Origin of the sequence: Streptomyces sp. HPF1205, from assembly GCF_020400825.1 — a bacterium.
Taxonomy (GTDB): Bacteria; Actinomycetota; Actinomycetes; order Streptomycetales; family Streptomycetaceae; genus Actinacidiphila.
This window is the reverse complement of the sequence record NZ_JAINVH010000023.1, coordinates 1-15,461: the sequence shown is the minus strand read 5'-3', so window position 1 is coordinate 15,461 and position 15,461 is coordinate 1. Positions and strand designations below refer to the sequence as shown.

Genomic DNA, 15,461 nt, shown 5'->3' with positions numbered 1-15,461 from the left:
ATCGCGCGCGGACCGACAAGACTCCCCGCGGCGGTTTGGCGCGTTCCGGCTCCCCGGAGGCGGAGGCGGAGGCGACGGCGGAACGCGGGGCGCCGCCAGGAAGCCGGAACGCGCCGCGCGCTACGCCGGTGCGCCGGTGACGGTCACCTCCGTCAGGTGGAACGAGGAGTTGGCGGTGTTGCTCAGGCCGACGACGCGCACGTACCGTGCCGCGGCCTCCAGGGTGAACGCGTCACCCGCGTCCGTCGCCACCGCGGAGGTGTTCTTCCCGCCGAGCACGAACCAGTGCACGCCGTCGGTGCTGCCTTCCAGCGTGTACGTGTAGGCACGTTTGCCGTCGACGTAAGGACGCACATCGACCGACGACAGCTCGTGCTGCGCGCCGAGGTCGACCTGCCACCAGGTGTACCCGCCGCTCAGCGGACTGCCCCAGTACGCCTTGTCGGTGCGGTCGCCGTCGACCGCCGCGGAGGGCGGGGTGCCGGCCTCGGAGGACAGGGCGGCGGTCGGCCGGCCGAGGCTCAGCACGGTGTCGCCCGAGGTGTCGCGCGGGGTGAACGGTGTCACCGCCAGTCCGTCGAATCGCGCGGCGCCCAGGCGGTGGGTGGCGGCGTCGACCGCGGTGAACAGCAGGCCGGCGTCCTCGGCGTCCGTCGCGCCGGGCAGCCGGGCCGAACCGACCTCCGCCCAGTCGCCGCCGTCCTGGCCGCACCAGCCGGTGAACGTGTCGCCGTCCCTGCTGATCCTCAGGCGGACCGGGCCGGTGAAGCCGCCGCTGGTGGTGTAGTGGTCGAGGGTTCCGTCGCCGTCGGCGTCCCACATGAAGTCGCAGCCGTGGCCGGGGGTGACGGCCAGGATGGCATAGCCGGGGCTTCCCGGGCGGGACAGGTCGGAGCGGACGACCAGTCCGGCCCTCGCCCAGGGGCCGCTGTCCTCCTGGTCCACCACCGCGGTGGCCACGGCCTGCCCGGAGGCCAGCCACCGCGAGCGGTAGACGGTGCCGTACTCGTCCTTCGACCCGCCCACGTCCGCCCCGCCGCCGGCCAGGGCGAACACGTCGCCCCGCTGGGCGGCGGCGACCGGCGCGGAGGCCGCGGTGCGGTACGGCTCCGCCACCGGCGGCCCGGTCACCATGACGTCGGTCGTGCCGGACGCCGAGGCGGTACGGCCGCCCGCGGACCAGCGGACCGTCGCCGTCAGGTGCGCCAGATCGGCGGGGGCCGCGCCGGCGGGAACGGTGACGTCCCAGGCACCGGTCGCCGTCGCCCCCGGGGCCACCGGCGCGGCGGAGACATCGACCGGGTGGACGCCGTACCCGGGCGGCGCCGTCAGGGCGAACCGCGCGGCCCCGGCCGGGCGCAGGGTGTTGTCGTTGGTGAACGCCGCGGTGATCCGGACGGTCGCGCCCGGCGGCGCGGCCTTCGGGTCCGCGGAGGGCACGAGGTGCCCTCGCGGGTACGCGGCGACTTCCTGGGCCACCGCGTAGGAGTCGCCGACCGGTGTGCTCGGGTAGCGCGTGTCCTGGTGGACCCAGGTGGACGCCACCGCGTGCCAGTCGATGGCGCCGGGGTCGTCCCCGGTCCGCAGCGACGTGCGCAGCGAGGCGAAGAATGCGCGCCAGCGGGTGCCGTAGTAGTCCCCGACCAGGCCGTTCCACTCGCGGCCCGCGTAGTCCTGGATGGGGTGCTCCTCGGACCAGTCGCTGACCAGCGTCCGCACGTCGTACTCCAGCCGCCGGGCCTCGGCCGCGGTCGCCGCCTCGGCGGCCGCCTCCTTCTGCCAGACGCCGAACAGGGACGTGGCGTCGGTGCCGAGCAGGCGGTCCATCAGGTCGAGCTCCGCCGTCCACTGCCCGGTCAGCGCGTCGAAGGACACGGTGTCGCGCGCGAGGTACGCCTGCCGGATCGCCGGCAGCAGCGCCTTGGTGTCGTCGGACAGCACCTGGCGGCCGAGGTCCACGACGTCGTGGCCGTACGCGGTGCTGCCGCGCAGCCCCGGCCCGACCCGCAGGAGGTCGTCGAAGGCCCGCACGATGTCCCGCGGGTCGTACGGGACGCTGCCCGCGCTCGCCCACAGCCCCGGCTGCACGGAGAACAGGCTGCCGGCGTACCGGGTCTGGGAGTTGCCCGGCCAGGAGTACACGGTCCGGCCCAGGGTCTGCCAGGCGGCGACCGCGTCGGGGTCGGCGGCGCCGTAGCGGGCCGTCGCGTACCCGGCCATCCACGTGTCCATGTCGACGGGCGCAGGTTCCCACGCCAGATCGGTGAAGAACTCCGCGGCGACCGGGTTGTTGTCGATCGCCTCGGGCATGAGCGCGATGCCGCGCAGCGCCGTGCCCGGCTTGGCGAGCCAGGCATGGAACTTCTCGTTCCACAGGCTCATGCTCGCGCCCATGCCGGTGCTGCCGCCGAAGTTCCAGATCGTGCCGAAGGCGTACGGGGCGCCGAGCCAGTCCTGGTCGCGGTCGGTCGCGGCAGTGGTGTCGGAGTTGCCGTCGAGGACGAGCACGCGGGAGGTGTCGACCGCCCGCAGCGTCTGCGGGCGCGGGTTGCTCTGCCAGCCGAGTACCGCCCAGATCGCCCCGGGGTGGGCCCGCTCCAGCGCGTTCTGCACGGCGCGGGAGGCGTCGCCGATGTCGACGTCGCCGGGCCGGCCCCCCTCGTGCAGGAGGTCCATCTTGTACATCGCGCTGTCGCCGAACAGCGCGCTCTGCCGGCGGTAGAAGGTGTCCGCGACCTGGTCGAACAGCGCCGATGTCGGGTCCAGCCAGTCCGAGCGGGCGAATCCGTTCCAGGTGCCCTGCGCGACGACGTGCGCGCCGGGGTTCCTCGCCGCGAACTCCGGGGGGACGGTGCCGAAATAGCCGGGCAGCACCGGGGTGAGCCCGAGTTGCCGCAGGTAGCCTGTCATGTGCTGCCCGAGCGCCACCCGCCGGTCCATGAGGCGGCGGCTGATCGGGCCGTCCAGGCAGCACATGTTCTGCAGCAGCCACCACGGCTGGTGGCCCGGCTGCGGGATCCAGGCACGCAGTTCGCCGTCCGTGTAGCCGAACCGCTGGAACGTCTCGTCGTAGACGGCCTCCTGGCCCTCGTGGACGAGGACCTCGTTGATGCCGTTCAGCGCCAGCACGTCGATCCGCCGCTGCCACTGCGGCCAGTCCAGGTAGGCGCCCGCGTAGCCCTCGTTCGTGTCGTTGAGGGCGAAGCGGTGGGGGACGGCGGCGGAGCGGACGACGGGGGAGGTCGGCAGCGGGAGGCGCGCGGGCAGGCGCAGTTGCTCGCCGTTCAGCGAGATGTCGGCGTGGGCGACGACGCGCAGGTACTGGCCGAAGCCCGCGAGGATCGTGCCCGGGGTGGTGCCGCTGATCCGCGTGCGGCCGTCGGCCGCCTCGATCCGGTAGCGGTCCTGGCCGGACCCGGCGTCGAGTTCCCGCAGGTCGAGCTGCCCGGCGAGCGCCGGGCCGACGAGGCGGGTGATCGCCGCCCGGGCGACGGAAGTGCCCGCGGCGGAACGCGGCGCGGGGCCGGTGGGCTTCGCGGTCGCGGCCGCCGCGGGCAGTGCGGCCGTCATCAGGGCCGAGAACACCGCGAGAACGGTCAGGAGTGAGCCGGCGAGCAAGGACGTCGAACGCGACGGCCGCCCGGCTCGCGACCCGTGGCCCCGCACCTGTCCCCCCGCACCGGGCGCCGCGAGCCGACCGGACACCCGTCTCGTACGGAATTCCAGGTTGGTACGGAGCTCCGGGGATCCGTCGTGCGGGGCCCGTGGTGGGGGGAGGCGTCTGGACACGGAGCTCCTTCGTCGAAAGGAACCGTACGGACGTCGAACACAGGCAGCGTGACCGCCCGCTGACATTCAGTCAACAGATGCCACACCCGTCACAGAAATTCACCCGGGTCGGCCGCCGGCTGCCCCACCACGCCGGCGGCACCCACCACATCCACCTTGTCGTCCCGCGGTGCGACGTCCGCGGGTGCTTCCGGAACCCTCAGACGGCGGCGGGCTCGGCCTGTTCGGCCGGGCGGTCCGCGGTGTCCTCGGCGGCGACGTAGAACACCGACGAGCCCTGCTTGGTGCGCTGCGCCGCGCCCTTGGCGACCAGTCCCTCGACGGTGGTGCGCACCACGTTCGCCTTGACGGTGCGGTCGGGGTGGCGCTCGGACAGCGCCGCGGCGATCTCGGCCGCCGAGCGCGGCTCGGCCTCCTGCCGCAGGTACTCGCGGACGAGCGTGACCAGCGTGGGAGCGGCGGCGGGCGCCGCGGGGGCGGTAGCGGCGGGGGCGGCGGCGGGCGTGGCGCTCTTGGCGGGTTCGGCCTTCTTCCCGCGCCTGCTCCGGCCCTTGCCCGTGGCCGACTTGTCGGTCTCGGCGGGGGCCTTCTTGCGTGCGGTCCGCTTCTTGCGCTCGGCGGGGGCGGGACGGGGGCCGGGCACCTGCGCCGCCTGGCCGTCCTGCGACTCACCGGACGGCTCGGCCGCCGGGGCCTCGGCCTGCGGTGCCGTTGTCCCCGCCTCCGCTGTCGCCTCCGCGGAAGGTTCGGGCGCCGCCTCGGCGGCCGAACCGGCGGACTCGACGCCGAGGGCCTGCTGGACGCTCACCAGCAGGCCGTGGTCACGGCGCAGCACCCGCAACTGGTCCTCCAGGGCGGCGATCTCGGTGGCGACGCGCTCTTGCTCCTTGGTGTTGCGTTCGAGGTCGGCAGTCACCTGGGCGGCGTACTGCGCGTGGATTCCTGTGGTTTCCGAGGGCGTTTCGGACACGGCCGGTCCCTTTCTGCGGTGCATGTGGAGTTTGGGAGAGGATGCTACCCGCATCTTTGGGCGCGACCGCCTGTGGAGTCACCGTGCACCGCGCCGCGGTGCCTCCCGGGAAACATGTGAACCCGCCCGCGGGTGTGTGTTGTCCGGCATGTGGCACCGGCTCGCGCCTCCCGTGCCGTCCGGCGATCGCGGCGGCACACGCACGGGTCAAGCCGCCTCCCGCGGGCGCAGCGGCCGCCCCTCGGCGCGCGAGCGGGAGGCGGCGTCGGCGATCGCGAGGGCCGCGCGCGCGTCCCGCGCGGTGCAGGGGCTGGGGCGGGCACCGGCGACGACCTCGGTGAAAGCGGTGAGTTCGGCGCGGTAGGCGTCCCGGAAGCGCTCCATGAAACCGGGGTACGGGGTGCCGCCCGGCCATGCGGCGTCCTCGGCGGAGGCGAGCGGGCTCTCCTCGGTCAGGCCGGCGACCAGCGTCCCCTTGGAGCCGCACACCTCCAGGCGCACGTCGTAGCCGGCGCCGTTGTAGCGGCCGGCCGTGCACACGGCCAACGTGCCGTCGTCCAGGGTGAGAACGGTGACGCCGGTGTCGACGTCGCCCGCCGCCGCGAAGAAGTCGTCGCCGCGATTGCCGCCGGTCGCGTAGACCTCGGTGACCTCGCGGCCGGTGACCCAGCGGATGATGTCGTAGTCGTGCACGGCGCAGTCGCGGAAGATGCCGCCGGAGCCCGCGATGTAGCCGGGGTGCGGGGGCGCGGGGTCGAAGGTGCAGGCACGCAGGGTGTGGGTCCAGCCGAGCCGGCCGCTCGCCACGGCCTCGCGCAGCGCCTGGTACCCGGCGTCGAAGCGGCGCTGGAAGCCGATGTGCACCGGAACCCCGGACCCGTCGAGCGCGGCCAGGACCGCGTCGGTCTCCTCCAGGGACGCGGCGACCGGCTTCTCGCAGAACGTCGGCAGCCCCGCGCGCTGCGCGGCCAGGATCAGCTCGGCGTGCGCGGCGGTGGGAGCGGTGATGACGACGCCGTCCAGGTTCGCGCCCAGCAGCCCGTCCAGGTCGGCGGCGCACTCGCCGCCGATCCGGTCGGCGACGGCACGGGCGCGGTCCCCGTCGGCGTCGTGCACCACGACGCCCGCGACCGGGGGGAGGCCGGCGAGCGTCATGGCGTGGAACGCGCCGATGCGGCCGGTGCCGATGAGTCCTATACGCATTGCGGAAGCCTTTCGTGCGGGGCTTTCGGGGCGCCCAGGGGTTCAGTATCCGGTCGTCGGCGCCCAGGACCCAGTATTTGTTATGACATACGAACGTCACGACCATGTGTCGGGGCCGTGCCGGACCGGGCCGGCACGGCGCACGACCGGGACCCCGACGGGCGACGGCGCGGCTCAGCCGGCGGGAAGGCGCAGTTCCGCCCAGATGGTCTTGCCGGCGGAGGTCTGGCGGGTGCCCCAGCCCGCGCTGAGCCGGGCGACCAGGAGCAGGCCGCGGCCGCCTTCGTCGAACGTCCGGGCGCGGCGTGGATGGGGCGTGGTGCCGCTGCCGTCGGACACCTCGCAGATGAGGTCGTGGTCGCGGATGAGCCGGAGCTGGATGGGGGGACCGCCGTAGCGGATGGCGTTGGTGACGAGTTCGCTGACGACGAGTTCGGTGACGAACGTGGCCGCGTCCAGGCCCCAGTCGGCCAGCAGCCGCGAGACGTTCCCGCGCGCCGCGGCGACCGCGGAGGGGTCGCAGGGCACGTCCCAGGTGACGACGTGGTCCCCGTCAAGGGCGCGGGTGCGCGCGATCAGCAGCGCCACGTCGTCGGCGGCGCGTTCCGGTGGAAGCGCCCGTACGACCGCGTCGCACAGGCTCTCCAGCGACGGTGCCGGCCGGGCCAGCACCTCGCGCAGCGTGTCGACGCCCTCGTCGATGTCGCGGCCGGGAGCCTCGACCAGTCCGTCGGTGTAGAGCGCGAGGAGGCTTCCCTCCGGCAGTTCGATCTCGGTGGCCTCGAACGGCAGGCCGCCCAGCCCCAGCGGCGGCCCCGCCGGCACGTCGAGGAGCGTGACGCGGCCGTCCGGGGTCGCCAGCACGGGTACGGGGTGGCCCGCGCGGGCCACGGCGCAGCGCCGGGAGACCGGGTCGTAGACGGCGTACAGGCAGGTGGCGCCCATGTCGCCGCCCGGAGCCGCGGTGTCGGCCTCCGCGGACAGGTGCAGGACGAGGTCGTCGAGGTGGGTCAGCAGTTCCTCGGGCGGAAGGTCGACGTCGGCGAGGGTGCGGACGGCGGTGCGCAGCCGCCCCATGGCGGCCGAGGCACGCACACCGTGGCCGACGACGTCGCCGACGACGAGCGCGACCCTGGCGCCGGACAGCGGGATCACGTCGAACCAGTCGCCGCCGACGCCGGCCTGCGCGCTCGCGGGCAGGTAGCGGGAGGCGACGTCCACCCCGGCCTGCCGGGGCAGCCGCTGCGGCAGGAGACTGCGCTGCAGCGTCAGGGAGGTGCGCCGCTCACGGGCGTAGCGGCGGGCGTTGTCGATGCAGACCGCCGCCCGCGCGGTGATCTCCTCGCCCAGCAGCAGGTCGTCCCGCACGAAGGGCTCCGGACGCCGGTGGCGGGAGAACGTGGCCACCCCGAGGGTGATGCCGCGGGCGCGCATCGGCACGGCCAGCACCGAGTGGAAGCCGTACTCGCGCACCCGGTCGGCCCGGTCGGCGGTGTCCCGGGTCTCCCACGCGCCGATCGCGGATTCGGTCACCGCGCGGATCAGGGGCCGGTCCGCGGCAAGGCACTCGGCGGCGGGCGACCCGTCCGGATAGGCCGCCAGCGCCCCGTACTCGACGACCGCCTCCGGGCAGCCCTCCAGGATCGACTGCGCGGCCAGACGCCGCAGCATGACGGGACCGGGCGGCGGCCCCGCGGGCGGGTCGTCGCCGCCCTCGACCGCGGGCAGCAGGTCGACGGTGACGAAGTCAGCGAAGCGCGGAACGGCGACGTCCGCGAGTTCCTGCGCGGTGCGGGCCAGGTCCAGGGTGGTGCCTACGCGGACGCCGGCGTCGTTGAGCAGGACCAGGCGGCTCCTGGCCAGGTGCTCCTCGGTCACGTCCTGCGAGGAGAGCGCGACTCCCCGCACCACCCCGGCGCCGTCCCGTACCGGCGTGAGCGTGGTCGTCCAGACGCTCTCGCGCGAGTGGCCCGTGAGCTGGAGGGTGTGCCGCAGGTACTGGGGCTCGCCGGTCTCCAGCGCCCGCCGCATGCCGGCTTCCGTACGCTCGCTCTCGGGGTCGGTCACGATCTCCGTGACGCGCAGGCCCCGCATGGCCTCCTCGGGCAGACCGACGACGCGCTCCATGTCCGCGTTCGCGCGCCGCAGCCGCAGGCCCGTGTCGTAGAGCGCCATCGTGGTGGGGGAGCGGGAGAAGGCGCTCACCACCAGCGCGTCGTCCTGCGCGGGCGACGGCGGGGTGCGCGAGCAGAACAGCAGCCACTGCTCGCCCGCGTCGCCCTCGCCCGCGGACCGGCGGCGGTGGGCCAGCAGCCGCACCGGCACACGGTGCCCGTCCCGGTGCAGGAGTTCCACCGTGCCGCTCCACCTCGGCAGCGCCCGCAGGGACCGCGGTGCCCCCGCGAGCTGTCCGTCGGCGAGCAGCCGGGCCGCGGGCAGGCCGACGACGTCGGCGCAGCCGTATCCGAGCAGCAGTTCGGCCCCCCGGCTCCAGGTGGACACCGCGCCGTGCGCGTCCACGGTCGCCCTGGCCGTGCACGCCTCGTCGACCGGGCCGTCGGGCGCCCGCACCGGCCCGTCGTGCCCGGCGGACGCAGGACCCGCCGTCGTGTTCATCCGCTCCACCCTCGGTCCTTCCACGGTGCGCCCCGCCCGCGCCGACGGCAAATGGCGGGACCGGCCACCGTCGCCGCGGGAGCGCCGCGGGACCTGCCGCGCCGCCGCCGCGGGCCGGCGCGCACGGATCTCGGCGGACCCCCGTTCCGGCGGGCGGACCACGAACGCGGGACCGCCGAGGCCCGCGGTCACCCCGCGTCGGGAGCCGGCGCCTCGCGCAGCACGTCGTACCCGACGAAGGTGAACATCCGCGTGCCCGGGGCGAGTTGCCGCGGCTCGCCGGTGAAACGGTGCACCGCGACACCGAAGCCCGCGTCCGGCTCCGACAGCCACTGCCGGGTGAACCCGCGCGTCTCGAACCACTCGCAGATCCGCGGCACCATGTCGGGAGCGCCGCGGTGGCGGGTCCAGATCACGGTGCCGCCGGTCCGGCACAGACCGGCGCACGTGTCGACGGTCCGCTCGATGTCCTCGTCGCGGATGTTGCCGAACACCCCGCAGACCAGGACGAGATCCGCCGGCGCCATCCCGAGGTAGTGGTCGGTGAGCGAGGCGTCGGCGGTCACCACTTCGACCTGCCGCAGCCCGGCGGCACGGGCCCTGTCCTCGGCCAGTGCCGTGTTGCGCGGGTCGAGTTCGACCAGCCGGGCGCGGACGTCGTCGCGGCGCGGGTGGCCGGCCAGTACCTCCAGCAGGTCACGGCCCTGACCGGCGCACAGGCTGACCGCCCGCAGCGGCCCGGGCGGGCTGCCGTCCAGGGCCTCCCCGATCCGTGCCTGGACGGTCTCCAGCCGCCGCGCCATCCAGGTGCCGGGGCGGTCGTACTTGTCGTGCCAGGTCTGCCAGTCCATGGCCGGAACCCTAGGGCGGCGCCCGCTCGCCCGGCGACACGATTTCGACCACCGGCCCCGGCGGAGAGCCGGTGTCAGTTTGTTATGACATATGGACGACAGAGCCTAGGATGGAATACGCCCTACTGGTGGGGGCGGCGGTCCCGGGAGGGGTGGACATGGACGCGATCCTGCGGCGGATCACCATCGACCGCGGCAGTCCGGTGCCGCTGTACTTCCAGTTCGCCGAGCAGCTGGAGCAGCTCATCGAGTCCGGCGCGCTGCCGCCCGGCACCCGGTTGAGCAACGAGGTCGCCATGGCCGACCAGTTCGGTCTTTCCCGGCCCACCATGCGCCAGGCCATGCAGCACCTGGTCAACAAGGGGCTGCTCAGCCGCAGGCGCGGGGTGGGCACCGAGGTGCTGACCAACCGCGTCCACCGCAGGGTCCAGTTCACCAGCCTGTACGAGGACCTGGAGCGCGCCCGGCGCCACCCGCGCACCGAGGTGCTGGCCCTGCGGACCGTTCCCGCCCGCGGCGAGGTCGCCGCCGCGCTGCGGGTGGAGGAGGGCTCCGACGTGCTGGACGTCGAACGGATCCGCTACGCCGACGACGAGCCGATAGCGCTCCTGCGCAACCACCTGCACCTGCCGGCGGGCTCGGCGGAGCTGACCGAGGAGGCGCTGGCGGGGGCCAGCCTGTACCAGCTCCTGCGCCGCGCCGGCACGGCCTTGAGCACCGCCGACCAGACCATCGGCGCCCGCCGCGCCACCGCCGCCGAGGCCGGGCTCCTCCACGAGACCCGGGGCGCCACGCTGCTGACGCTGGTCCGCACCGCCTACGACGACGCCGGCCGGCCGGTCGAGTACGGCTCCCACGTCTACCGCGCCTCCCGCTACTCCTTCGAGATGACCCTGTCGGCCCGCTGACCTCGCGGGCCGCGCTGACCTCGCGGGCCGCGGCCGTCCACCGCGCTCTGCGTATCTCGGCAATAGTCAGGATGTCAGGACAAATAGTTGACACGTCGCCGCCCGGAAGGCACGCTCGTGCAGGCGTGATCCCCGCCGGCCGAAGGGAGCCCGGTCATGACCGTTCCGCTCGCACAGCGCATCGCCGGCGCGCCGATCTCCTGGGGGGTGTGCGAGGTGCCCGGATGGGGGCACCAGTTGCCCGCGCCGCTGGTGCTGCGGCAGATGCGCGAGGCCGGCCTGGTGGCCACCGAGTTCGGCCCCGAGGGCTTCCTGCCCGACGCCACCCCGGACAAGGCCGCGACCCTCGCCGCACACGGGCTGCGGGCCGTGGGCCAGTTCGTCCCCGTCGTCCTGCACGATCCCGGCCACGACCCGCTCCCCGAGGTCGAGGCGGCGGTCACCGCCCTCGCTGCCGCGGGCGCCGGGACCGTGGTCGTGGCGGCGGCCACCGGGGCCGACGGCTACGACGCCCGCCCGGTGCTCGACGCGGCGGGCTGGGGCCGCCTGCTCGCCAACCTCGACCGCGTCCGCGCCACCGCGTCCGCGGCCGGACTCACCGCCGCCCTCCACCCGCACGTGGGCACCATGATCGAGTCGGGCGAGGAGACCGAGCGCGTGCTGGAGGGCTCCGGCATCGACCTGTGCCTGGACACCGGGCACCTGCTCATCGGCGGCGGCGACCCGGTCGCGGTGGCGGCCCGCCGGCCCGACCGCGTCGCGCACGTGCACCTGAAGGACGTCCGGCTGGACCTGGCCGCCAAGGTGCGCGCGGGCGTCATGACGTACACCGCCGCCGTCGCCGAGGGCATGTACGTGCCCCTCGGCGCCGGCGACGTCGACATCGCGGCCGTCGTCCGCCTCCTGGAAGGCAGCGGATACGGCGGGTGGTACGTGCTGGAGCAGGACACCGTCCTCACCGCGGCACCCGGCTCGCCCGGCGGCGCCGACCCCCTGGACGACGTGCGCGCCTGCGTGGCGTACCTGCTGTCCCTCGACGGCGCCCCGGGCCGGGCGCACGCCCCGGCGGAGGCGTGACCGATGGCCCACGACCTCGTCACCATGGGGCGGACCGGGGTGGACATCTACCCGCTCGACCATGGTGTCGGTCTGGAGGACGTGCGGACGTTCCGGAAGTTCCTCGGTGGCAGCGCGACGAACGTCGCCGTCGCGGCGGCGCGGCACGGCCGAGCCGTGGCGCTGATCACGCGGGTCGGTGACGATCCCTTCGGCCGGTACGTCAGGCGCGAGGTGGCGCGGCTGGGCGTGGACGCCACGCACGTCGCGCCGCTGACCGCTCCGGGCGGGCCGCCGACTCCGGTGACGTTCTGCGAGGTGTTCCCGCCGGACGACTTCCCTCTGTACTTCTACCGGTACGGCGCGGCGCCGGACCTGCTGATCGAGGCGGCGGCCCTGCCGCTGGACGCCATCCGTGACGCGGCCGTCTTCTGGGCGACGGTCACCGGGCTGTCCGCGGAGCCGAGCCGGTCGGCGCACTTCGCCGCCTGGCGGGCGCGAGGGCGCCGGCGCGCGACCGTGCTCGACCTCGATTACCGGCCCATGTTCTGGGCCGGCCCCGAGCAGGCCCGGCAGCAGGTGGAGCGGGCCCTGGAACACGTGACGGTCGCGGTGGGGAACCGCGAGGAGTGCCGGGTGGCGGTGGGGGAGAGCGAACCGGAACGGGCGGCGGACGCGCTGCTGGCGCGTGGCGTGGAGCTGGCCGTCGTCAAACAGGGCCCCCGGGGCGTGCTGGCGGCCACGCGGGACGAGCGGATCGAGGTGCCGTCGTTTCCGGTCGAGGTCGTCAACGGACTGGGCGCCGGCGACGCGTTCGGCGGCGCGCTGGTCCACGGCCTGCTCAGCGGATGGGAGTTGCGCCGGGTGATCGAGTTCGCCAACGTCGCCGGGGCCCTCGTCGCGTCCCGGCTCGAATGCTCCACCGCCATGCCGACCACCGCAGAGGTCGAGACCGCCCTCGCCTCCCGGGAGCGCGGCCCCGGAAGGACGCCGTGACGGACGCCGCCCGGTTCACCGGGATCCGGGCCGACGGCGACGTCGCCGCGGCCGTCGACGCCGCGGCCGAACTCACGCATGGGAGCAGCAGGTGAACAACGACGCCCGGTGGGTCCTGCCGCGCGGAACGACGGGCGGCGGCGGGTGGGAACCCGCCGTCACCGACACGCAACCGGGCTGGCGCCACACCAGTCTGCGGGTGGCGGCCCTGGACGGACCGGACGTCCGCACCGTGGCGGCAGGCCCCTGGGAGTACGCCGTCGTACCCCTGTCCGGCGCGGCGCACGTCACCGTCGAGACGGCCGACGGGAGCGTCCACGAGGCCGCACTCGCCGGCCGGCCGGACGTCTTCGCCGGGCCCACCGACATCGCGTACGCGCCCGCCGGGTCGCGCGTCACCGTCCGCGCCCCGTCCGGTCCCGCGCGTGTGGCGCTGACCGGGGCGCTGGTTCCCGGCGGCGCCGCCGGCTCACCCGGCGGCCACGGCTTCCGGCACCTGGCCGCTGGTGACGTACCGGTGGAAAGGCGCGGGGCGGGTCCGGCGTCACGGGAGGTGCGCACCATGGGCATGCCAGGGGTGCTGGACGCCGACGCGCTCGTGGTGTGCGAGGTGGTGACACCCGCGGGCAACTGGAGCTCGTGGCCGCCGCACAAGCACGACGAGGAGCGGCCGGGCGAGGAGAGCGCGCTGGAGGAGATCTACTACTTCGAGACGCGCTCCACCGACCCCCGTGGCCTGGATCCGGTGGGCTACCAGCGGGTGTACGCCTCGGACCCGGACCGGCCGATCGACGTGCTGGCCGAGGTGCGCACGGGCGACGTGGTGCTGGTCCCGTACGGGTGGCACGGGCCGTCGGTGGCCGCGCCGGACGCCGACCTGTACTACCTGAACGTCATGGCCGGCCCGGGTCCCGAGCGGGCGTGGCTGATCCGTGACGACCCCGCGCACGCGTGGGTCCGCGACACCTGGCCCGACCAGCCCTTCGACCAGCGGCTTCCGCTGTCCGCACCGGCCCACGGGGAGACACGATGAGTACGCGGCGCGCGGCGACGGTGCGGTTGACGGTGGCGCAGGCCGTCGTGAGGTTCCTGGCCGCCCAGTGGTCCGAGCGCGACGGGGAGCGCCGGCGGTTGTTCGCCGGCGTACTGGGCATCCTCGGCCACGGCAATGTGGCGGGGATCGGGCAGGCGCTGCTGCAGGCCGAGCAGGAGGCCGCCGGCGCGCCCGACCTGCCGTACGTCCTGGCGCGCAACGAGCAGGCGATGGTGCACACGGCGGTGGCGTACGCCCGGCACCGGGACCGGCTGGCGATGTGGGCGTGCACCGCGTCGGTGGGGCCCGGCTCGACGAACATGCTCACGGGCGCGGCATTGGCGACGGTGAACCGGGTGCCGGTGCTGCTGCTGCCCTCGGACACGTTCGCCACACGCGTGTCGGCACCCGTGCTGCAGGAACTGGAAGTGCCCTACGCGGCGGACGTGAGCGTCAACGACGCGTTCCGTCCGCTGTCGCGGTTCTTCGACCGCGTGCTGCGGCCCGAGCAGTTGCCGTCGGCGCTGCTGGCCGCGATGCGGGTGCTGACCGATCCGGCGGACACCGGTGCGGTGACGCTGGCGCTGCCGCAGGACGTCCAGGCCGAGGCCTACGACTGGCCGGCGGAGTTGTTCGCCGAGCGGGTGTGGCACGTGGCGCGGCCGCCCGCCGAGGCGTCCGTGGTCGCGGCCGCGGCGGAGCTGATCGCCTCGGCCCGGCGGCCGCTGATCGTGGCCGGTGGCGGTGTCCACTACTCCGGCGCCGAGGACGCCTTGCGCGCGTTCGCCGAGGCGACGGGTGTCGCGGTGGGGGAGACGCAGGCGGGCAAGGGGTCGCTGCCGCACGGGCATCCGCAGGCGGTGGGCGGTATCGGTTCGACGGGTACGGCCGCGGCCAACGCGCTGGCCCGCGAGGCCGACGTGGTGATCGGTGTCGGGACGCGGTGGACGGATTTCACCACGGCCTCGCGTACGGCGTTCCAGGATCCGGGAGTGCGTTTCGTCAATGTCAACATCGCGGCCTTCGACGCGGGCAAACACGCGGGACTGGCGGTCGTCGGCGACGCGCGGGAGGCGCTGACGGCCCTGACCGCGGCCCTGCGGGGCTACCGGGTGCCGACCGGGTACGACGAGCGGCGGGCCGCGTTGTGGCGGGCATGGGACCGGGAGGTCGAGGCGGCCTACGACCCGCCGGAGTCGGTGACGCGGTCACTGGCCGAGGGGGTGCTGACCCAGGGGACGGTCCTGGGGTGCGTCAACGAGTCGTCGGATCCGCGCGACGTGGTGGTGTGCGCGGCCGGGTCGATGCCCGGTGACCTGCACAAACTGTGGCGGGTCCGGGACCGCAAGGCCTACCACGTGGAGTACGGGTACTCCTGCATGGGCTACGAGATCCCGGCGGCCATCGGTGTGCGGCTCGCCGACGCCTCCCGGGACGTGTTCGCGATGGTGGGCGACGGCGGGTACCTGATGATGCCGACCGAGCTCGTGACGGCCGTTCAGGAACGGGTGAAGATCGTCGTGGTGCTGGTGCAGAACAACGGCTTCCACTCCATCGGGTCGCTGTCGCAGTCCCTGGGCTCGCAGCGGTACGGCACCAGCTACCGCTACCGCTCGGCCGGCGGGCGCCTTGACGGACCCGTGCTGCCGACCGACCTCGCCGCCAACGCCCGCAGCTTGGGCGCTCATGTCATCGAGGTGCGGTCGCGCGCCGAGTTGCGGGCGGCGATCGCTGAGGCGAAGGCATGGCCGGACGACGGCGGCCCCGTGGTCATCCATGTCGAGACCGACCCCCTGGTGCCCACTCCCGGCAGCGACAGCTGGTGGGACGTCCCGGTCGGCCAGGAATCGCGACTGGACTCCACACGCTCGGCCTACGAGACGTACGCCCGGCACAAGCGTGCGCAGCGCCCGCTCGTCGCCCCGGCACTCGGGCCCGAACCCCGCGAGGACGACCGCGGAACGCGCGACGAGTGAGCCGGAGCGGCCCTGATACCCGCAGGTGGCGGTAGCGAATCGCGCCGGTGCCGGCCGGGACCC

Annotated in this window: 10 protein-coding genes; 5 read left to right on the top strand and 5 right to left on the bottom strand. The window is 74.6% G+C overall.

The genetic code is table 11. The features are described 5' to 3' along the window. Positions 1-120: 120 nt before the first annotated feature. The 5 genes from K7G61_RS24080 to K7G61_RS24060 form a co-directional block, all read right to left on the bottom strand. On the bottom strand, positions 121-3,585 hold the full coding sequence (locus tag K7G61_RS24080; protein WP_225849044.1) for an alpha-N-acetylglucosaminidase TIM-barrel domain-containing protein: 3,465 nt from the start codon (positions 3,583-3,585) through the stop codon (positions 121-123). A gap of 403 nt (positions 3,586-3,988) precedes the next feature. Further along, a complete protein-coding gene (locus tag K7G61_RS24075; RefSeq protein WP_225849043.1) occupies positions 3,989-4,759 on the bottom strand; it encodes a hypothetical protein in 771 nt (256 codons plus the stop codon). A 207-nt stretch (positions 4,760-4,966) separates the two neighbouring features. Continuing rightward, the gene (locus tag K7G61_RS24070) at positions 4,967-5,962 is read right to left on the bottom strand and encodes a Gfo/Idh/MocA family oxidoreductase (RefSeq protein WP_225849042.1); all 996 of its coding nucleotides are present in this window, start codon (positions 5,960-5,962) and stop codon (positions 4,967-4,969) included. A gap of 174 nt (positions 5,963-6,136) precedes the next feature. Then, positions 6,137-8,578 (bottom strand): SpoIIE family protein phosphatase, encoded by a 2,442-nt coding sequence (locus K7G61_RS24065; RefSeq protein ID WP_225849041.1) that lies wholly within the window; start codon positions 8,576-8,578, stop codon positions 6,137-6,139. A 188-nt stretch (positions 8,579-8,766) separates the two neighbouring features. Continuing rightward, a complete protein-coding gene (locus K7G61_RS24060; RefSeq protein ID WP_225849040.1) occupies positions 8,767-9,429 on the bottom strand; it encodes a class I SAM-dependent methyltransferase in 663 nt (220 codons plus the stop codon). A gap of 158 nt (positions 9,430-9,587) precedes the next feature. Here K7G61_RS24060 and K7G61_RS24055 point away from each other — a divergent pair, with 158 nt between their 5' ends. The 5 genes from K7G61_RS24055 (at position 9,588) to iolD (ending at position 15,398) form a co-directional block, all read left to right on the top strand. Continuing rightward, positions 9,588-10,337, top strand: a complete 750-nt coding sequence (locus K7G61_RS24055) for a GntR family transcriptional regulator (protein ID WP_263984787.1) — start codon at positions 9,588-9,590, stop codon at positions 10,335-10,337. A 156-nt stretch (positions 10,338-10,493) separates the two neighbouring features. Beyond that, a complete protein-coding gene (locus tag K7G61_RS24050) occupies positions 10,494-11,414 on the top strand; it encodes a TIM barrel protein (protein WP_225849039.1) in 921 nt (306 codons plus the stop codon). Positions 11,415-11,417: 3 nt separating this feature from the next. Then, the gene (gene iolC, locus K7G61_RS24045) at positions 11,418-12,389 is read left to right on the top strand and encodes a 5-dehydro-2-deoxygluconokinase (RefSeq protein ID WP_225849038.1); all 972 of its coding nucleotides are present in this window, start codon (positions 11,418-11,420) and stop codon (positions 12,387-12,389) included. Positions 12,390-12,480: 91 nt separating this feature from the next. Further along, positions 12,481-13,422: a 5-deoxy-glucuronate isomerase gene (gene iolB / locus K7G61_RS24040; protein ID WP_225849037.1), complete on the top strand. Its 942-nt coding sequence runs from the start codon at positions 12,481-12,483 to the stop codon at positions 13,420-13,422. Then, on the top strand, positions 13,419-15,398 hold the full coding sequence (gene iolD, locus K7G61_RS24035; protein WP_225849036.1) for a 3D-(3,5/4)-trihydroxycyclohexane-1,2-dione acylhydrolase (decyclizing): 1,980 nt from the start codon (positions 13,419-13,421) through the stop codon (positions 15,396-15,398). Before iolB ends, iolD begins: the two co-directional genes overlap by 4 nt. The last annotated feature ends 63 nt before the right edge of the window (positions 15,399-15,461 follow it).